The organism is Halomonas sp. DP3Y7-2 (assembly GCF_019800795.1).
GTDB lineage: Bacteria > Pseudomonadota > Gammaproteobacteria > Pseudomonadales > Halomonadaceae > Halomonas > Halomonas litopenaei_A.
In genome coordinates this window covers 183,486-202,689 of the sequence record NZ_JAHVKJ010000005.1, presented here as the reverse complement: position 1 = coordinate 202,689, position 19,204 = coordinate 183,486, and the positions used below count along the sequence as shown (strand labels likewise).

20 protein-coding genes are annotated in these 19,204 nt (G+C 61.2%); 16 read left to right on the top strand and 4 right to left on the bottom strand.

Going from position 1 to position 19,204, the window contains the following annotated elements; translation table 11 throughout:
• The 4 genes from KUV45_RS06230 to yidD all read left to right on the top strand — a co-directional run bounded on the left by KUV45_RS06230 (position 1) and on the right by yidD (position 2,507).
• Positions 1-981: an alpha-L-glutamate ligase-like protein gene (locus KUV45_RS06230; RefSeq protein ID WP_206938750.1), complete on the top strand. Its 981-nt coding sequence runs from the start codon at positions 1-3 to the stop codon at positions 979-981.
• A 71-nt stretch (positions 982-1,052) separates the two neighbouring features.
• The gene (locus KUV45_RS06225) at positions 1,053-1,550 is read left to right on the top strand and encodes a transcriptional repressor (RefSeq protein ID WP_206938751.1); all 498 of its coding nucleotides are present in this window, start codon (positions 1,053-1,055) and stop codon (positions 1,548-1,550) included.
• Positions 1,547-1,987 (top strand): phosphoribosyl-AMP cyclohydrolase, encoded by a 441-nt coding sequence (gene hisI / locus KUV45_RS06220; protein WP_222163810.1) that lies wholly within the window; start codon positions 1,547-1,549, stop codon positions 1,985-1,987. The genes KUV45_RS06225 and hisI overlap by 4 nt, the downstream gene beginning before the upstream one ends.
• A 244-nt stretch (positions 1,988-2,231) precedes the next feature.
• Positions 2,232-2,507 carry a membrane protein insertion efficiency factor YidD gene (gene yidD / locus KUV45_RS20290; protein ID WP_224852115.1) on the top strand — a complete coding sequence of 92 codons (276 nt, stop codon included), beginning with the start codon at positions 2,232-2,234 and terminating at the stop codon, positions 2,505-2,507.
• Between the two features lie 144 nt (positions 2,508-2,651).
• On the opposite strand, the gene KUV45_RS06210 is transcribed toward yidD, so the two are convergent.
• Positions 2,652-3,071 (bottom strand): SufE family protein, encoded by a 420-nt coding sequence (locus KUV45_RS06210; protein ID WP_206938771.1) that lies wholly within the window; start codon positions 3,069-3,071, stop codon positions 2,652-2,654.
• A gap of 483 nt (positions 3,072-3,554) precedes the next feature.
• Here KUV45_RS06210 and KUV45_RS06205 point away from each other — a divergent pair, with 483 nt between their 5' ends.
• On the top strand, positions 3,555-3,983 hold the full coding sequence (locus tag KUV45_RS06205) for a hypothetical protein (RefSeq protein WP_222163808.1): 429 nt from the start codon (positions 3,555-3,557) through the stop codon (positions 3,981-3,983).
• Positions 3,983-4,141, top strand: a complete 159-nt coding sequence (locus tag KUV45_RS06200; RefSeq protein ID WP_206938775.1) for a hypothetical protein — start codon at positions 3,983-3,985, stop codon at positions 4,139-4,141. The genes KUV45_RS06205 and KUV45_RS06200 overlap by 1 nt, the downstream gene beginning before the upstream one ends.
• Before the next feature lie 89 nt (positions 4,142-4,230).
• Here KUV45_RS06200 and KUV45_RS06195 read toward each other — a convergent pair whose 3' ends face one another.
• Positions 4,231-5,349, bottom strand: a complete 1,119-nt coding sequence (locus KUV45_RS06195; protein ID WP_222163807.1) for a site-specific integrase — start codon at positions 5,347-5,349, stop codon at positions 4,231-4,233.
• Positions 5,350-5,676: 327 nt separating this feature from the next.
• Between KUV45_RS06195 and KUV45_RS06190 the strand changes: the two genes are divergently transcribed.
• The gene (locus KUV45_RS06190; RefSeq protein ID WP_222163806.1) at positions 5,677-6,711 is read left to right on the top strand and encodes a DNA-binding protein; all 1,035 of its coding nucleotides are present in this window, start codon (positions 5,677-5,679) and stop codon (positions 6,709-6,711) included.
• 156 nt (positions 6,712-6,867) lie between these two features.
• On the opposite strand, the gene nfuA is transcribed toward KUV45_RS06190, so the two are convergent.
• Positions 6,868-7,458: a Fe-S biogenesis protein NfuA gene (gene nfuA, locus KUV45_RS06185; RefSeq protein ID WP_206938806.1), complete on the bottom strand. Its 591-nt coding sequence runs from the start codon at positions 7,456-7,458 to the stop codon at positions 6,868-6,870.
• A 342-nt stretch (positions 7,459-7,800) separates the two neighbouring features.
• On the opposite strand from nfuA, the gene metH reads away from it, so the two are divergent.
• The 4 genes from metH (at position 7,801) to KUV45_RS06165 (ending at position 15,175) form a co-directional block, all read left to right on the top strand.
• The gene (gene metH / locus KUV45_RS06180) at positions 7,801-11,502 is read left to right on the top strand and encodes a methionine synthase (protein WP_222163805.1); all 3,702 of its coding nucleotides are present in this window, start codon (positions 7,801-7,803) and stop codon (positions 11,500-11,502) included.
• A gap of 23 nt (positions 11,503-11,525) precedes the next feature.
• Positions 11,526-12,854 (top strand): MATE family efflux transporter, encoded by a 1,329-nt coding sequence (locus tag KUV45_RS06175; protein WP_374107019.1) that lies wholly within the window; start codon positions 11,526-11,528, stop codon positions 12,852-12,854.
• A 130-nt stretch (positions 12,855-12,984) separates the two neighbouring features.
• Positions 12,985-14,640, top strand: a complete 1,656-nt coding sequence (locus KUV45_RS06170; RefSeq protein ID WP_222163803.1) for a nitrite/sulfite reductase — start codon at positions 12,985-12,987, stop codon at positions 14,638-14,640.
• Entirely contained in the window at positions 14,630-15,175 is a 546-nt protein-coding gene (locus KUV45_RS06165; RefSeq protein ID WP_222163802.1) for a DUF934 domain-containing protein, read from the top strand. Before KUV45_RS06170 ends, KUV45_RS06165 begins: the two co-directional genes overlap by 11 nt.
• Positions 15,176-15,427: 252 nt before the next feature.
• Here KUV45_RS06165 and smrA read toward each other — a convergent pair whose 3' ends face one another.
• Complete coding sequence (gene smrA, locus KUV45_RS06160; RefSeq protein ID WP_206938818.1) at positions 15,428-16,045, bottom strand: DNA endonuclease SmrA; 618 nt, start codon at positions 16,043-16,045, stop codon at positions 15,428-15,430.
• A 178-nt stretch (positions 16,046-16,223) separates the two neighbouring features.
• Between smrA and KUV45_RS06155 the strand changes: the two genes are divergently transcribed.
• The 5 genes from KUV45_RS06155 to pdxH all read left to right on the top strand — a co-directional run bounded on the left by KUV45_RS06155 (position 16,224) and on the right by pdxH (position 19,089).
• Entirely contained in the window at positions 16,224-16,682 is a 459-nt protein-coding gene (locus KUV45_RS06155) for a gamma-glutamylcyclotransferase family protein (protein WP_222163801.1), read from the top strand.
• A 134-nt stretch (positions 16,683-16,816) separates the two neighbouring features.
• Positions 16,817-17,161, top strand: coding sequence for an arsenate reductase (glutaredoxin) (arsC, locus tag KUV45_RS06150; protein ID WP_206938822.1), 345 nt, complete (start codon positions 16,817-16,819; stop codon positions 17,159-17,161).
• Positions 17,162-17,249: 88 nt separating this feature from the next.
• Entirely contained in the window at positions 17,250-17,870 is a 621-nt protein-coding gene (wrbA, locus tag KUV45_RS06145) for an NAD(P)H:quinone oxidoreductase (RefSeq protein ID WP_206938824.1), read from the top strand.
• On the top strand, positions 17,867-18,259 hold the full coding sequence (locus KUV45_RS06140) for a DUF2069 domain-containing protein (protein WP_222163800.1): 393 nt from the start codon (positions 17,867-17,869) through the stop codon (positions 18,257-18,259). Before wrbA ends, KUV45_RS06140 begins: the two co-directional genes overlap by 4 nt.
• 188 nt (positions 18,260-18,447) lie before the next feature.
• Positions 18,448-19,089 carry a pyridoxamine 5'-phosphate oxidase gene (gene pdxH / locus KUV45_RS06135; protein ID WP_222163799.1) on the top strand — a complete coding sequence of 214 codons (642 nt, stop codon included), beginning with the start codon at positions 18,448-18,450 and terminating at the stop codon, positions 19,087-19,089.
• Positions 19,090-19,204: the final 115 nt, after the last annotated feature.

Here is a 19,204-nt window from a genome sequence, read left to right as displayed (position 1 = left end):
ATGCGTGATTGGACCAGCCCAGGCAAGCTGAGGGCCAAGGGGATTATCGGTATGAACCGGCGCAACATCCGGTACATCGGCCGATACAATAGCCGCAAGCTTTACCCCCTGGTGGACGACAAGCTCAAGACCAAACTGCTCGCTCAGGAGTATGGCATCACCACCCCCGAGTTGATCGGCACGGTGTCTACCCAGTTCGGCGTCAAGCGGATTGGCGACATGCTGGCGGGCCATAATGGCTTCGTCATCAAGCCGGCCAAGGGCAGCGGCGGCAAGGGCATCCTGGTGATCGAACGTGTCGAAGGCCGGCATTTCATCAAGCCAAGCGGCGCCGAGCTCGATATCGAGGACATCGAGAGGCACGTCTCGAACATCCTCTCCGGTCTTTACTCCCTCGGCGGAGCACCCGATGTGGCGCTGGTCGAGGCGCTGATCAACTTCGACACTTCCTTCGCGGCTTACACCTATGAAGGTGTGCCGGATATTCGCGTCATCGTATTTCAGGGATATCCCGTCATGGCGATGATGCGCCTGTCCACCGCTGCTTCGGATGGTAAGGCTAACCTTCACCAGGGGGCAGTAGGCGTCGGCATCGATATCGCCAGCGGACGAGCTGTTCGCGGCGTCCAGTTTGACCGCGCGCGCACCGACCATCCCGACACCGGGCACGAGTTGGCCAGCCTGCAGATTACCGGCTGGACCACCCTGCTGGAGCTGGCCTCCGGCTGCTTTGAAATGACCGGTCTTGGCTACTTGGGTACCGATATGGTGCTCGACCGAGATCGCGGCCCGATGCTGCTTGAGCTCAACGCGAGGCCAGGCCTGGCCATCCAGATGGCCAACGGTGAGGGGTTGCGTCGTCGCCTGGACCTGATCGAGGCACAGACAACGTCGCGCAATGCAGCCGAACGGGTCGCCTTCGCCCAGCACCATTTTGCTCGCCAAGGAGAGCTGCAGGACAGCCCAGCCGAAGCCATCTGACCCGCCTGCTTGCTGGCTCGCACCTGAGCCAGCAGGTAGACTGACATCTGGATTTGCACTTTTAGGCCCCCATGACCGATACCGCCCTGCTGCAACAGGCTGAAGAACACTGCGCCCGACGTGGTGTACGCTTCACGCCGATTCGTCGCCGCGTGCTCGAGCTTATTGCCGACGCCTGCGGTGGACTGAAGGCTTATGATCTTCTGGACCGGCTGGCCAAGGACCATGCGGCCGCGCGGCCGCCGACGGTCTATCGTGCTCTGGAGTTTCTGATCGAACAGGGGCTGGTCCACCGCATCGAGTCCTCCAATGCCTATGTGGCATGCCCGTGTCCTGAGCATGCTCATCGCTTTCAACTGCTGATCTGCCGTCAGTGCGGGCTCGTGGAAGAACTGCATCTGGACGATATCAATGAGGAGTTGTCCGCACGGGCTCGATCCTTGGGCTTCAAGGTACAGCGTCAGACCATCGAGCTTCACGGCCTGTGCCAGCAGTGCCAATCCCGCGGCGACGATAGCTCAGCCCACAACGGAACCTCTACCCATTCCACCGACAACGGAGCCCCATGAGCGATTTCATGAAACGCCTCGAGAGCGAACCAAAGGACAGTTGCCACTCCCTCGAAGAGGTGCTGAACCACGTTCGTTTCAATGGGGATGGGCTGCTGCCTGCCATTGCCCAGCAGCACGATAGTGGCGAGGTGCTGATGATGGCGTGGATGAACCGCGAAGCCCTGCAGGAAACCCTGAGCACCGGGCGCGTGTGCTATTACTCACGCTCACGCAGCAAACTGTGGCGCAAGGGGGAGACCTCCGGGCAGCAGCAGCATTTGAGAAGCGCTGCGCTGGACTGTGATGGCGACACCCTGCTGCTTCAGGTCGATCAGACCGGACCTGCCTGTCACACCGGACGTCGTAGCTGCTTCTACGTGGGACTGGAGGACCAGCAGGCGCGCATCACCAGCGCCCCGCTGATGGACCCCAATGAGCTCTACAACAAGAAGTGATGCACGCCGTGGCAGTCAAGCAAGCACTGCCCAGGTGAGCGATGGTAACCGGGTCGACCCTCACACGGGCGAGACGGGCACTCCGGCACAGCATGGCGCCCACCCTGCTCCGCCGCCGCCCCTTCTACAGCATCATGCAGGCTGTCGCTGTGGCAAGGATCATGCAGACGACTCACCCTCGGCTCCTTTGCAGCAGACACCTGGAGAGCCAGCACTCCCCCGTCAACGGGGGCTCAAGCGCTGGCTGTCACTGCCACTGCTCGGTGTCATCCGTGTCTATCAGACGGTGATCAGCCCGGTGCTGGGGCCACGCTGTCGCTACTGGCCGAGCTGCTCTCACTACAGCCATGAAGCCATCGTCGTGCATGGCCCACTGCGGGGTGGCTGGTTGGCAGTGAAACGCATACTTCGCTGTCATCCCGGTGCCGAGGGAGGCATCGATCCCGTGCCGGGCGGGCCCAGTGAACAGCTGTGTCGCGATGATCCTGAGCTGGATGATCATTTTCGGCCTCGCCCTTAGCGGAACCTATAAGGAGACACTGCATAAATGCCTACGCAGACGAGTCGCGGCGCTTGGCGGGCCTACGCAACACTCCGTTGACTCTGCCAAGCCCGGCGGAGCGACAGCTTTCGTGTATCTCTAGCGCTCGACCTTGCCGGACCGTTACGCCGCCTCTTGCTCGGCGACGCGATAAATCCTCTGCAGCATCGCATTGAGTCCGTTACTACGGGTCGGCGACAGGTGCTTGTCGAGCCCCAGATCCTTGAGAAAATGAGGACTGGTGGCGAGGATGTCGGATGGCGTGCGCTCATTGTAAATCCGCAGCAGCACCGCAATCAGCCCAGATACGATAGCCGCATCCGAAACGGCAGCGAAGTGCAGCAGGTCGCCCTGACGCTCGTGGCGCATCCACACATTTGACTGACAGCCCTGGATCTTTAGCTCATCCCGCTTGTCTTCTTCAGCAAAGGGCGGCAGCGCCTTGCCCATGTCGATGATGTACTGATAGCGATCCATCCAGTTGTCGAACAACTCGAATTCTTCCAGCAGCTCCTGCTGGGCCTGTTCCGCGGTAGTGGTCATGGAAACTCCCTGAAATAGCTCGCGCCAGTATACCTTTACCACGCCCCCGGCGTCGTCCCTCCCGCGGCCACCCTTCTGCTGCGAACATGAAGACCTACTGCGAACATGAAGACCTACCGCGGACATGAAGACGACAGCGAGCGTGCTAGACTGTATTCGCTTTATCCCCAGCGATGAATGCATGGTATCGGTATCTGCGATAAGCCAGGCTCGGAAACGCTCGGCCATGCTCCCTTGTCGGGAACATCGGGTACCTCGACACGTCTTGGTGACTCGCTGTGATGCGTCGACGTGATGTCTCGGTCGTGATACATCGGGCATGACAACCCGGTTACAACGGCCAGGTATTCGCCACCCGTTCTGGCAAGTCGGTGTTAGCGTCCCGGTTTCAGGGGCTGGGCTTTTCAGAACCGGGCTTTTCAGGACTGGGCTTTCAGAACTGGGCATTTTAGATTTGGGCTTTAGCGCCGCCACGGAGTCTATATGGCAGAACACCCTCCCGAAGGACCGGGAAAACGACAGCCCCGCGACCGTCGGCTTGCCGCTCTCGAGAAGCAACTTGACCGCTACCTGGAAGACGCTCGCTCGCGCCATGCCTTGGCTGGCAAGGAAACGCCTGCGCACGAACGTGGGCTGACATCGCAGCAACTGGAAGACATCATCGCGCACCTGGCCGCCCAGCGACGGGCCAAGCGTGCGGCAATCCTGACCAATTTGCTTGACCTGGCGGACCGAGCCGGCACCACCGTGGGTGCCTTGTCCTTGATCGCCCTGTTCTTTGCCGACAAGGACAGTCATGCCACACTGGTCGTGGCCAACACCGCAAAGCCGCTATGGGGAGCCTGTATTGGCTTCGGGCTCGCACTCGTGGCATCCTATGCAAAGGCCCTGCTGACCTGGAGGGATAAGTAATGACCTTTCACATCGCCATGCTGATCATGCTGGCCGCCACCCTGGCACTTGCCGTGGCAGCCTACCAGTTAGATCGCGGCTACAAGTCAGACGTCAAGGCACTGACCGAGCACGCCGATCGCTATCTCGCGCGTAAGCGCGGCCATTTCAGGCCCTGAAACCGATCTGTCAGATTGTTCCTGAAACCAGTCCTCGTAGAACCCAGCCTCTGAAATCCCAGCCAGACGCCTGGCCATGCTGACCATGGCTAACGCGTCAATCGGTGCAGGGACTGCTGACGGTGCCACTCTTCATCTTCCGAGTGAAGGTAGATCGCCGTTGTATCCAGGCGTGAATGGCGCGCAGTCTCAGCCAGGTAGCGCAGCTCCACCCCGGCCTGGGCCTGATGGGTCAGCCCGGTATGCCTCAGCCAGTGTGGCGTAGCCTCGCGCAGTTGGGCAACGTAGCGCGCCTCACCGCCCTCCTCTTCCAGCGCCTCTGCTGCCTCGCGAAAGGTCTGGCGAATCATCCGATACAGCTGGTTGTCGCCCAGCGGTGCCTGGCCATCGAGTCGACGTAAGATCGGACCTTGCGCTGCGCCCAAGGCATCTGACACTCCATAGAGCGAGCGGGCTTCCTCCAACAGCTCCTGCATGTCTGGTGGTACCGGAATCTGGGCAAACTTTTGCCCCTTGCCGACGACCTGCCACCACCACCGCCCCTCTCTCGAAACGATGTCATCAAAGCGTGCGGCGCTCATTTCGCTGATGCGCGGGGCCAATAGATAGCCAAAACCCAGTATCAGCCTGCGCCTGAACCAAAGGTAGCGCATGCGCTGCGTCGCCAGTAAAGGCAACGGGCGACTCGCCCAGGACCATAGCCAGTCCCATAACGCACGCTCCAGATAGCGTTCGATCCTGCGCTGGCCATTATTGAGCCTCCGCCGCTTGTCGCGCATCAATCGAAACGGATTGCGCGACAGCCAACCGGCCTCCACCAGCCAGGCCATCATGCCCTGCAGGATCACCAGGCTCTGGCGCCGACTCGACGGTGACAGAGGCCCGCGAAAGGGCCTCCAGCGTGGATCTTGGCGCGGCCTGGTCGGCCCAACCCAGTGCTCCGCAGGCACCGGGTTGGCCAGGAATCGTTCGAACTCGTCGATGTCGGCGCGACGCAAACCCGCGAGGACCTGCTGGCGCTCGGCCAGCCACAGCAGCAGCCGCTCAGCCTCCCGTCGGTAGGCCCTGAGGGTTTGCGGGCTTGCCGCGTACTCCTGCAACCAGCAGGTGACAGCCTCCCGGTCGTCATTAGCCTCGATTAGCGCGCCTGGGCGTTCAGCCTCCCGCGCGGCAAGCCACTGAGAAGACTCCGCGCGCCAGGCAGCCATGCCACCTCCGCCAGATCTGTCGTTATCTGCCATTGATAAAGCCCGTCACCACCATGGATTGAACACCCTCCCTGCCCCTTCCATGCTGCCCCTACAGCGACAATTATTCAAGATAAGGCGCGTAATCTTGATTTTCTAGGCGCTATCATAAATATTATTATGTTTACGTATGTAGTGTAATTACACTAAGATCGTCACATGCACAGCGCTGAGGCGATGGCGCGCGATCGCCGCCGCGGCCAATGGACACACTGGATCGTAGTCAGCACCCCCGCATTCAGGCATGATCTGCCGCTGGCGCTAACATGCCCGCTCAAGGAGACCCCGATGGCCCGCACAGGGATTACCTACGACGACGTACAGCGAGCGGTGGACACTCTGCTGAAGCAGCAGGAAGCCCCTAGCGTTCAGAAGATCCGCGAAGTGCTTGGGACTGGCAGCTTCACCACCATCAGCGAGCATCTGCGCGAATGGCGGTCTCGGCGTGAGGAGCGGCGTGATGTGCCACCGCCTCAGGGGATGCCGGCAGAACTCGTGTCACTGGCAGAAGAGTTATGGACCAAGGCACAGGAAGCGGCAGCCGAGAACCTCGCCCATTACCGCCAGGAAGCTGACCGTAACGTCGAGGCGGCACTGGAGAAGGTCGCTACCGCCCACCGTCGCGCGGAAGACGCGGAGCAGCGCGAGAGCGCCCTTGCTGCCCACCTTTCCTCGGTGGAAGCGCGCCTGCAGGAGGCTGCCAGTGAGGCGGCTCACCTGACATCGGCAAAGCAGGGACTGGAGGAGCTGCTGACCAAGGAGCGCGAGCGCCGTAGCCAGCAACAGGATCAACTCGAGCGCCTGCAACAGGACAAGGAGCAGGAAGCAAGGGAATTCCAGCGTGCACTGGAGGAGCAGCAGCAACAGCAGCGCGAGAAGCTCGCCCAGGAAGAACAGCGTCACGAAGCGGCTGAGGCACGCCTGATGGCGATGCTGGACGAAGCCCGTCGCGAGCGACAGGCGCTGGAGAAATCCCATGCCCAGCGCTTGAAGCAGGCTGAGCAGCGCCACGACACGCTACAGCAGCAGCTACACGCCCTGCGCGGGGAGCTTGCGGATGAGGAAAAACGGCATCGAGAAACGCAGCTGGAGCGATCTCGTTCGGAAGAGGCGCTGCGCGCACGCGGACATGAAGTGGATTTACTCAACGAACGCATCGAGGAGCAGCGTCGCCTGATAGCGAGCCACACAGAGCGACTGAAGGGACTGGAAGAAAAGCTCGACGAGAAGATCTGGGCGCTGGCTCGGCAGCAGCGGGAGCAAGATGCCGCCTCACCAAACGATGAATCCAAGCTCAAGCGAGACCCAGGCCGCGACAGCTGACGCGCCCGGCGCTCCATAAAACCCTGCGCTCCATAAAACCCTGTGCTCCATAAAAAAAGCGCCGCTCCAGAGAGCGGCGCTTTTTGCATTCGGCATACAGATGGGTGACGCCGATACCTCGCCAGCCATCGCGGCCGACGATCAACTGAGCATGACTTACCGATAATAGGCGTTGGTGGTATCGGTGTGATCGGTGACGTCACGGATACCGGCAAGCTCGGGAATCCGCTCCATCAAGGTCTTTTCGACCCCTTCCTTTAGCGTCAGGTCGACCGCGGCACAGCCCTGGCAGCCACCACCGAAGGCCAGCACGGCCACCTGATCGTCGGTCAGCTGGATCAGCTTGATCTCGCCACCATGGGCGGCCAGGCCCGGGTTGATTTCGCTGTACAGGATGTAATTGATACGATCCTCGAGCGGGCTGTCGGCATTGACCTTCGGCATCTTGGCGTTGGGCGCCTTGATCGTCAGCTGCCCACCCATGCGATCCGCATTGAAGTCGACAACGGCCTCCTCCAGGAACGGAATGCTGTTGGCGTCCAGGTAGACGGCGATCTTGTCGAGCTCAAGCCGCTCGTCACTGGGCTCTTCCTCGCCCGGACGACAGTAGGCCAGACACGTTTCTGCGTAGGGGGTACCCGGCTGGGTGATAAAAATCCGCACCGCAATACCGTCGACGTTCTGCTTCTCGAGCAGTTCGGCCAGGTAATCCTGTGCGCTGTCGGTGATCTGGATGTTCTCGCTCATGGCTCTCTCACTGGTTCGCCCCGCCTTGACTCAAGGCTCGTGGCCACTGCGGGTTGGATGACTGCATGGTAAGCCCAAGCTGGCCCAGACTCAATCCCGAGTAAAACACTCAAGAATGTCTCGCAACGGTGAACGGATCCGGCATCGCGACAACAGCGCCATTGCCCCTGCCGCCACGGCCAGCGCTTTGGTAAGATGTGCGCCTTTCGAACGGATCCCCCGGCGACTTGCCATGTCTGCGCCAATCACATGGGGGCCGAGCCACGCCAACGCAAGCGGTGGCATATAAAAAATTCTGCGTCAGTCGACCTGACTAGCGTCCAGCTGGAGACCCACCTTCCCATGGCCGTAGCCGCACCAACCGCTCAGACCGCCCGCCTCGTCGACAGCCTTTCCCAGCGCATCCTCATGCTGGATGGTGGCATGGGAACCATGCTGCAGAATGCAGCGCTGAGCGAAGAAGAGTTTCGTGGAGAGCGTTTCAAGGACTGGCCCTCGGACGTCAAGGGTAATAACGATCTGCTGGTCCTGACCTGCCCGGACCTGGTATCGCGGATTCACCGCGACTACCTGCTGGCCGGCGCCGATATTCTCGAGACGAATACCTTCAATGCGACCCGCCTGTCGCAGTCCGACTATGGCATGGAAGCCCTGGTACCCGAGCTCAACCGCGAAGCGGCTCGTCTGGCCCGCCAGGTCTGTGATGAGGTCGAGGCGGACACCGGGGTAGCTCGCTATGTCGCCGGTGTACTGGGCCCGACGTCGCGGACGGCGTCCCTGTCTCCAGACGTGAATGACCCCGCCAAGCGAAACGTGACCTTCGATGCTCTGCGCGACAACTATCGCGAGGCGGCTCTGGCATTGATCGACGGTGGTGCCGATCTGATCATGATCGAAACGATCTTCGATACCCTGAACGCCAAGGCCGCGATCTACGCGCTGGAGGAGATCTTCGACGAAACCGGCCAGCGCCTGCCGGTAATGATCTCGGGCACCATCACCGACGCGTCAGGCCGCACCTTGTCAGGGCAGACGACCGAGGCATTCTGGAACTCCGTGCGCCACGCCCAGCCGCTGACCGTTGGCCTCAATTGCGCCCTGGGGGCCGAAGAGCTGCGGCCGTACATCGAGGAGCTGTCCACCAAGGCCGACACCTTCGTATCGGCTCACCCAAACGCTGGCCTGCCCAACGAATTTGGCGAATACGACCAGACGCCTGAGGAGATGGCCGCCATCGTGGCCGAGTTCGCACGCAGCGGCCTGGTGAATATCATCGGCGGCTGCTGTGGCTCCACACCGGAACACATTGCGGCGATCCACCGTGCCATCAAAGACCTGACGCCGCGTCAGATTCCACAGCGCAGCCGCGCCTGCCGCCTGTCAGGCCTCGAGCCGTTCAACATCGAACATGACTCGCTGTTTGTGAACGTCGGTGAGCGCACCAACGTCACCGGCTCGGCGCGCTTCAAGCGCCTGATCAAGGAAGAGGATTACACCACTGCGCTCGAGGTGGCACTTGAGCAGGTCGAGAACGGCGCCCAGGTGATCGATATCAACATGGACGAGGGCATGCTCGAGTCCAAGGATGCCATGGTGCGCTTCCTCAACCTGATCGCCGGGGAGCCGGACATTGCTCGCGTGCCGATCATGGTCGACTCCTCCAAGTGGGACATCATCGAAGCGGGCCTGAAGTGCATTCAAGGCAAGGCAGTGGTCAACTCGATCTCGCTCAAGGAAGGCGAAGACGCTTTCCGCCACCAGGCCACCGAGTGTCGCCGGCATGGCGCCGCGGTCGTCGTCATGGCGTTCGATGAAACCGGCCAGGCGGACACCTTCGCGCGCAAGACGGAGATCTGTCAGCGAGCCTACAACGTGCTCGTCCATGACATCGGCTTTCCTGCTGAAGACATCATCTTCGACCCCAACATCTTTGCCATTGCCACCGGCATCGAGGAGCACAACAACTACGCCGTCGATTTCATCGAGGCCACCCGCTGGATTCGTGAACATCTGCCCCATGCCATGGTCTCCGGCGGCGTATCCAATGTGTCCTTCTCGTTTCGCGGTAACAATCCCGTGCGCGAGGCCATCCACTCGGTCTTTCTGTACCACGCCATTCGCGCGGGCCTGACCATGGGGATCGTCAACGCGGGGCAGCTGGCGGTGTATGACGACCTGCCCGAAGCCCTGCGTGAAGCGGTCGAGGACGTTGTCCTCAACCGCCGTGACGACAGCACTGAGCGCCTCCTCGATATTGCCGATCAGTACCGCGGCGATGGCTCTAGCGGCGACAAGAAGGAGGATCTGGAGTGGCGCAGCTGGGAAGTAGAAAAACGCATTGAACACGCGTTGGTGAAAGGCATCACTGCCTTCATTGAAGAGGACACGGAGCTGGCCCGCCAGAGAGCCAGCCGCCCTATCGAGGTCATCGAAGGGCCGTTGATGGACGGCATGAATGTGGTGGGCGACCTGTTTGGCGCGGGCAAGATGTTTCTGCCCCAGGTGGTCAAGTCGGCGCGAGTGATGAAGCAGGCCGTCGCCTATCTGATCCCCTATATCGAAGCGGAGAAGAGCGAGGACACCCAGGCCAAGGGCAAGATCGTCATGGCCACGGTGAAGGGCGACGTCCACGACATCGGCAAGAACATCGTCGGTGTGGTGCTTCAGTGCAACAACTATGAGGTCATCGACCTTGGCGTCATGGTGCCTGCCGACAAGATCCTGAAGACGGCCCGAGAGGAGAACGCCGATATCATTGGCTTGTCCGGACTGATCACGCCGTCCCTGGACGAGATGGTGCACGTGGCCAAGGAAATGCAGCGACAGGGCTTTTCGCTGCCGCTGCTGATCGGGGGCGCGACCACGTCAAAGGCCCACACCGCGGTCAAGATCGAGCCCCAGTATGATGAGCCGGTCATCTACGTGACCGATGCCTCGCGCGCCGTGGGCGTCGCGGGTCGCCTGCTGTCTCCTGGTCTCAAGGAAAGTTACGTCAAGGAAGTGCGTGAGGAGTATGAAAAGGTACGTGAGCGCAACGCCAAGCGCCGCCCCAAGGCAGCGGACCTTTCCTACCGTGACGCCTGCGCCCGCAAGCCCGTGCTGGACTGGCAGGGATACACCCCCCCGGTACCGACCTTCACCGGCCTCAAGGTCTTCGACGACTATGATCTTGACGACCTGGTCGCACGGATTGACTGGACGCCTTTCTTCATGAGCTGGGAGCTGGTCGGCAAGTTCCCGAAGATCCTGGACGATGAGATCGTCGGCGAGGCTGCACGCCAGCTGTTCGACGAGGCTCAAGTCATGCTGCGCAAGTTGATCGACGAGGGGCGCATCAAGGCCCGCGGCGTGATTGGCCTGTGGCCGGCCAATACGGTGGATGATGATGTCATCGAGGTCTACGCCGATGACAGCCGCAGCGAGGTGATCGAACGACTGCATCACATTCGCCAACAGACCACCAAGAACCGCGAGGGGGTCTGCTATAGCCTGGCAGACTTTGTCGCCCCCAAGGACAGCGGCACGCCCGACTGGATCGGTGGCTTCGCCGTCACCGCGGGGCATGGCGTCGAGGCCCTGTCCAACGAGTACAAGGCCCGCGGTGATGACTACAACGCCATCATGGTTCAGGCCCTGGCCGACCGCCTTGCGGAAGCCTTCGCCGAACTGATGCATGAGCGGGTGCGCAAGGAGTTCTGGGCCTACGTACCGGAAGAGCAGCTGGACAACGAAGCGCTGATTGCCGAGAAGTATCAGGGTATTCGACCGGCCCCTGGCTACCCTGCCTGCCCGGACCATACCGAGAAAGCCACGCTGTTTCGCTTGCTTGACGCCCCCGCCAACAGCGGACTCGAGCTGACCGAAAGCTTCGCCATGTGGCCCGCCGCAGCGGTATCCGGCTGGTATTTCTCGCACCCGCAGTCGAAGTACTTCTCTACCGGCAAGATTACCCGGGACCAGGTAGAGACACTGGCGACCCGCAAGGGCATGGCGCTGGACGAGATAGAGCGCTGGCTCTCGCCCGTGCTGTCCTACGACACCTGATGCGCGTGGCGTCACCCTGCAAGCTGCTGCCAGAGCTCAACCGCTGGAACATGATCCTGCGGCTGGCGCTCCCCATCATGGCGGGCATGCTTAGCCAGAGCCTGATGAATCTGGTGGACGCCGCTCTGATAGGGCGGCTGGGCGAGACGGAACTGGCCGCCGCAGGGGTGGGAGGGTATGCCATGTTCATGGTCACGGCCTGCCTGTTTGGGCTGTCCTCCGGAGTCCAGGCCCAGGTTGCCAGGCGTCACGGAGAGGCGGATGTCAGCGCTGGAGCACGCGATCCTCGTGCCGAACCCCTGGTATCTGGACTGGCGCTGGCCGCCCTGCTTGGTCTGCCTCTCATGCTGCTGTGTCTATGGCAGGCCCCAACCCTCATCGGTTGGCTGAATGATGATGGCGCCGTCTCTGCTCTCGCCGTGAGCTACTTTCGCTGGCGGGTGATAGCGTTGCTGCCGGTGGCCATGATCTTCTGCTATCGAGGCTACTGGAACGGTATCCAGCAGACCGGGCTGTACCTGCGCATCATGCTGATCATGCAGGCGGTCAACCTGGTGGCAAGCGTCGGACTCATCTTTGGCTATTGGGGACTACCGGCCATGGGCGTGAGTGGCGCTGGCCTGGGCAGCAGCCTGTCGCTGTTCGTCGGTCTCGGCATCTGGGCCTGGCTCAGCCGCCGCGCGGGAACGCCCCGTCGCCCCTGCCCCAGGACACTGGCAACGACGCTTCGCCTCGCCACCCCACACTCCTTTCAGCAGCTCTGGTTTGCGGCAGGCTACGCCGTGCTGTTCTGGATTCTTGGCCAGATCGATACCGCCAGCGTCGCGGTCGGCCATGTTCTGGTCAACCTGTCGCTACTGTTGATTCTGCCGGGTGTTGGCCTGGGCATGGCGGCGATGAGTCTAGTGGGGGAAGCGCTGGGCAATGCCTCGCCGGAAAAGGCCCATCGCTGGGGCTGGGACACGGTCAGGGTGGCCTGGCTACTGCTCGCCCTTCTGGCCCTCCCCATGCTAACGATTCCCCACGCCGTCCTAGGCCTGTTCCTGCATGAGCCCGACCTGATCACGCTCGGGGTTGCTCCGTTGCGGTTGACCGCCATGATGATCGTGATTGACGCCGTCGCCCTGGTGTTCACCCAGGCATTGCTGGGTGCCGGCGCCAATCGCACGGTCATGCAGCTGACCCTGGCGTGCCAATGGCTGGTGTTCTTGCCGCTGGCCTGGTGGTTTGGCGTCCATGAAGGTGCCGGCCTATTGGCGGTATGGTGGTGCCAGCTCGGCTATCGCGCCCTCAATTCACTATGCTTTGCCATCATTTGGCAACGTCGCCGATGGCAACAACTGGCGGTATGAGGGTATGCTGACAAGCCTCTTATTACTATTTTCACCCAAACTATAAATATTTATTCTTTTATCGCATAATGGCGTGCAGGTAGAGTAACCCGCAACGTCCCGTCATTCCCTGGCTGCAGGAAAGCGCAGAATGTATCGCTACGACAATCATGACCAGACCCTGGTCGACGAACGCGTCGCACAGTTCCGTGACCAGATGCGTCGCTATCTCGAAGGCAAGATCAGCGAGGAAGAATTCCTCCCGATTCGGGTGCAGAACGGTCTGTACGTGCAGCGTTACGCGCCCATGCTGCGCATCGCGATTCCCTACGGCATGCTGGCCTCTTACCAGCTGCGCAAGCTCGGTGAGCTGGCTGCTCGCTATGATCGTGGCTATGGGCATTTCACGACGCGTACCAACCTTCAGCTCAACTGGCCGAAGCTGGAAGACGTGCCTGACATGCTGGCGGAGCTCGCCAGTGTGCAGATGCACGCCATCCAGACCAGCGGCAACGATATCCGCAACACCACCACCGACCAGTTCTCCGGCATCGCCGGGGACGAAGAAGTGGATCCGCGGCCTTGGTGCGAGCTGATTCGTCAGTGGTCGACCTTCCACCCGGAATTCTACTACCTGCCGCGCAAGTTCAAGATCGCGGTGACCGGCGCTGCCCAGGACCGTGCTGCCATTCAGGTGCACGACATCGGCCTCAAGCTGTGGCGCAACGACGCCGGGGACGTGCGCATCAAGGTCCTCGTCGGTGGCGGCCTGGGGCGTACCCCGATGATTGGCGAGACGCTCTGCGAAGACCTGCCCTGGCAGCATCTGTTGACGTACCTGGAAGCGGTACTGCGGGTGTATAACCAGTTCGGTCGCCGGGACAACAAGTTCAAGGCGCGCATCAAGATTCTGACCAAGGCCCTGGGCGTCGACGAAATGCGCCGGCGGGTCGAGGAAGAGTGGGCGCACCTGAAGGACGGCGTGCAGACCCTCAACCAGCAGGCAGTGGACGACATGGCCGCTCATTTTGTCGATCCGCCCCGCCGTGACGTGGACGCATTGGCCATCGAGGCCTTCGAAGCGTTGCGCCGGGACAACCGCGCCTTTGCCCGTTTCGTGACCAACAATGTGACCGATCACAAGGTGCCTGGGTACAAGGCCGTCACGCTGTCTCTCAAGCGCAGCGGACAGTCGCCTGGTGACGTCACCTCAGAGCAGATGGCGCAGATCGCCGATCTGGCTGACGACTACAGCTTCGGCGAACTGCGGGTGACCCACGAGCAGAACCTGGTGCTGTCCGACGTGGCCGTGGACCAGATTGAGGAGCTGTGGCACAAGCTGGAAGCGCTTGGCTTGGCCAACCCCACCGTGGGCACTCTGGCCGATCTGATCTGCTGCCCTGGCGGTGACTACTGCGCCCTGGCCAATGCCAAGTCAATTCCGGTGGCTCAAGCCATCCAGGAACGCTTCGAAAGCCTCGACTTCCTGTATGATCTCGGCCCGCTGGACCTCAATATCTCCGGCTGCATGAACGCCTGCGGTCACCATCACGTTGGCCATATCGGCATTCTTGGTGTGGACAAGAAAGGCGAGGAGTACTACCAGATCTCGCTTGGTGGCAGCCAGGGCAACGAAGCGTCATTGGGCAAGATCCTTGGCCCCTCTTTCTTCCGTGAAGACGTGCCGGACGTCATCGACAAGGTGCTCAAGGTGTATGTTGGCGAGCGTCAGCCCGACGAAGCCTTTATCGACACCTATCGCCGTATCGGCCTGAAACCCTTCAAGGAGTTTGTCTATGCAGCCTGAAGCCACCCTCCAGGACACGCCGCAGCGTCCGCTCATCAAGGAGCGTCGACTGGCTGAGGACACCTGGGTTCGCCTGGAAGACGAAGCCTCTGCCGACCAGCCCAGCAGCATCGTGCGCCTGGACATCTGGCTCGCCGCTGAGCGTCGCGACGACCTGGCCCCCTGGTTGCCCAGCGACACGGTGCTGGATGACGATACCGTGGCCGAGCTGCGCAAGGCGCCACTTATCGCCATCGACTTTCCCAAGTTCACCGATGGTCGCGGCTACACCCTCGCGCGTGTGCTGCGGGAACGGTACGGTATCAGCGGGGAAATTCGCGCTGTCGGCGATGTGCTCATCGACCAGCTGTCCTATATGGCTCGCTGTGGCTTCGATGCCTTCTCCCTGCGCGAAGATCAGATCGTCGAGGATGCGCTGAATGCCTTGACCATCTTTTCCCGCCACTACCAGGTGTCTATCGACAACCCGGAACCGATGTTCCTTCGCCGCCAGCGTGAAGCGCGTGAGCGCCAGCGTGACACCGCCGTCGCCTGATACGTCAAACGACGCAGCAGCATTGAACCGCTGATGTGCCAGCACTGACCTGCTGTCACCTAGGGTTCAAGACAACAGCGCCGCCCAATGGGGCGGCGCTGTTGTTTGGTGAAGCTTATTGACGTAGAGGTTGCTTGTTACCGTCAGGATTGGCAGCAAGTCCCCGCCGAGAGGTACTAGACACTAGGGGCTAAGGACTGAGGACTAAGGACTAAGGACTAAGGACTAAGGACGAGACACTAAGCACCAGAACTAGCCCCGACGTTTTTGCTGGCGTTCCCGGTTGGCCGATCGCGCACGCTCGCTCTTGCGTAGCATCACCCAGGTAGCGCCCAATCCCCCATCCCCCTCTTGTGCAGAAACAAAGGCGTGAACCTCCTCCAGCGTAGGTAGCCACTTGGCGAGACAGGATCGCAGCACATTGGCCGCGCCATCGATCTCTCGGCTGCGCCCGTGAACGATGAGTACGGAGCGAAGATCAGCAGCGTAAGCATCGCGGATAAACTGCGGCAGGCTGGCACGGCACTCGTACAACGGTCTGCGCAACAGGTGCAGGCTGGCCTGTACCGGGTAGCCCCCCTGGCGCAAGCGCTCCATCACGCCAATCTGAATGCCATCTCGCCGAAACTCAAGCGGATCATAGGGAGGCACCAGGTCAACGAAGTCGTCACTCAAACCGTCCGCGCCATCGTTGCCACTCAGGGCATGGCGCCGCCTGGCGATCTGTGACTCGGTGGGTGCTGCTGGCCGATGACCTGCATCGGCACGATTCTGGCTGCGGCGCAGTGGCTGGACATCCCCCATCATGGTCTTGAAGTCGATATCGTCATGGCCATGGTCAGTTCCGCTGGCATGGAAGGAATCGGTCATGGGGCACCTCCTCGTCATCGGGTCTTTATCCTAGCAAGCCGAAGACGATCATCGATAGACTGTCGTGCAAACGCCCTGCCATCGTCGGCGCCAGACGTCTTCTTCTCGTGCAGAACGTTGTGCACGGCTTCCTGGCCACGCTACAGTGCCAACGCTCATCCCTTTGCGGTCACTGCTTATGTCGTTGCTGTCACGCTGGATCCCTCGTCTGTGCCTTGCTCTGGTCATGGCCGGCATCCTCGGCCTTGGCTGGCTGTGGTACACCTACAAGAGCCCACTTGGCTACACGCCACCAGCGCAAGCGACAACCGTCAATTCGGCTCGTTCAGAGCTCGACTTGGCGGATGAACATCGGGTCTTTGTTTACGGCACCCTGCGCTGGCCGTGGGTACGCTGGCTGATTACCGGTGACGACCTAGAGACAAGCCCTGCACTATTGCGTGGGTTTGAGCGGGTTGGCCTGGACCTTGAGCCCGCGCCACAGGCCTACGTGCCTGGTCAGCTGTTACAGGTCGACGGCGACGAATTACGCGCCCTCGATCGCTACGAGCGGCTGGGCCAGCGCTACGAGCGGGTCAGGGTGGCGCTGGCCAATGGTACGCCGGCCTGGGTCTACCTGCGTCTGGATCCACACTGACACGCAAGTTCGTCGAGACGATGCGCTCACCCATCTCATCGCCCAGGTCCTTCGGTGCGGGATACGCACAGCGTTGTGGGGCCCGGTGCCGGGGCATTACAATGTGAGCCCTTTCTCCTGCCGTCGGAGCTGTCATGGCCACTCTCGTCCTGCTGCATAACCCGCGCTGTTCCAAGTCGCGTGAAGCCCTTGCCCTGCTCGAGGAGGCCGGGATAGAGGCGCAGGTCCGGCGTTATCTGGACGATCCCCTGAACGGCCAGGAGCTGCGCGAGCTGATCGCGCGTCTGGATGGCTCTCCTAGGGACCTGGTCCGCACCAACGAGACCGAGTGGAAAACGCTGGGCGCCGATCGTGACGACCCGGAACAGGTTATTGCGGCGATTCAGGCTCATCCGCGTATCCTCCAACGGCCGATTCTCGATGACGGACAGCGTGCCGTGATCGGACGACCACCCGAAGACATCAAACGCCTGTTCTAGCACTCCGCGGCCATTGATCTCCGCCTTTTTCATGGGGTGAACGCCCTGCCCTCAACGCCGTTTACTGGTCAACTCAATAGGAAACCGCATGTCGGATTTGCCCTACGTACTGGTCCTCTACTATTCACGCCAGGGCGCCACACGCGCACTGGCAGAGCGGATTGCCGCCGGCGTGGAGTCGGTCGCGGGAGTGGACGCAAGGATCCGCACGGTTCCTCCGGTGTCGCCCACCTGTGAGGCGGTAGATCCGGAGATTCCCGAGGAAGGTGCTATCTACGCCGAACTCGATGATCTGCGCCATGCCAGCGGCCTTGCTATCGGCAGTCCTACGCGCTTTGGCAACATGGCTGCGCCGCTCAAGCACTTTCTCGACAGCACCAGCGAGCTATGGCTGTCCGGTGCACTGATCGACAAGCCGGCCACCGCCTTCACCTCCACCTCCAGCCTGCACGGTGGGCAAGAAACCACGCTGATGACCATGCTCGTGCCGCTGCTGCACCATGGCATGGTTTACGCAGGCCTGCCCTACAGTGAGACGGCTCTCACCCGCACTCAAGGCGGCGGCACTCCCTACGGTGTCAGCCACCTCGCCGGGGTCCGCAGCGATCGTCCGCTGGATGAACACGAGCGCGAACTCGCCTTTGCCCAAGGCGAACGAATCGCCAGGTTGACGCTGGCGCTCTCGGCTGCCCGCAAGGCGGCATCATGAGGGCCTGGCTCGAGGAAGTGGAACGACGCAAGGGCCTGGATCAGCTCACCACGAGAGCACGCCAGGTAGTGCTGGTAGGGTTTACCGCACTGCTGGCCATGATGATCTATCGAGGGTTCTCGGTAGAGGCCGACGGCAATCGATTCGGGCCGATGATCGCCTTCGTCCTGCCGTTGATCCTCTTTCTGCCTTCCATCCTTACGCGGCGACCGCGTGGACACGCCTGGCTTGCCTTTGTCAGCCTGCTGTACTTTGCTCAAGGAGTCATGGTCGCAAGCCTGCCAGGGCTGGGTGGTCGCGGCATCCTGGAGGCTGTGGTGGCGCTGGTATTGTTTGCCGGCTGTACCGCCTACGCCCGCTTTCGTTCGCGCCAGCTACGCCAAGCCTGAACCAGTTGGCATCTCCCCATGCGTCCTGGTTGGCCGTTAGCGTGGTGCAACACGACGGCCTGGGTGTGCGTTGCCTAAACGATGACTTGGCAAGGCGACAGCGACTTTCGTGGATGCGATGATTCTGGTAGCGGCCAGCCGAACACAACTCACGTTCACTGCTTAATTGGATACCACTGGAGACACTCATGACCCGTGATATTGCGGACATCCGACGCGACTATGAAGGCGGTATTCTCGACGAAGGCAGCGTACCGAACGACCCCTTCACCTTGTTCGACGAGTGGTTTGCCCTCGCGCTGGATAGCGAACCCCAGGACGCCAATGCCATGACGCTATCGACGGTAGATAGTCAGGGACTGCCCCATGCGCGGATTGTGCTGCTCAAGGGCATCGATGCCAACGGCATGGTGTTCTACACCAATTACCACAGCCATAAGGGCAGCGAGCTGGCCAATGTTCCCCATGCCGCACTGACCTTCTGGTGGCCCTCTCTGGCACGTCAGGTACGGGTGGAAGGACAGGTCGAGCGCGTGGCGGAAGAAGAATCAGACGACTACTTCTCCAGTCGGCCCCGGGGCAGCCAGCTTGGTGCCTGGATCGCGACGCAAAGCGTGGTGATTCCTGACCGCGGCTGGATAGAACAGCGCCAGCAACGCTTCGAAAAAGCCTACGAAGGTCAGGACATTCCTCGACCCGTACATTGGGGCGGCTATCGCGTCGTACCGGAGATGATCGAATTCTGGCAAGGGCAACCCAGTCGCCTGCATGATCGCGTGCGCTATCACCGCCGCGATGATAGCTGGGAGGTGGCTCGCCTGGCTCCGTAGAAAGAAAGCAGGCTGCTCTAGGAAGCATCTGTCGAAGAGAGTCTGTCGACAAGAACCTGTAGAGCAACCCTTCTTGAGAACTCAGGCCCACCGGCGCATGGAAGGATGCTGCGCC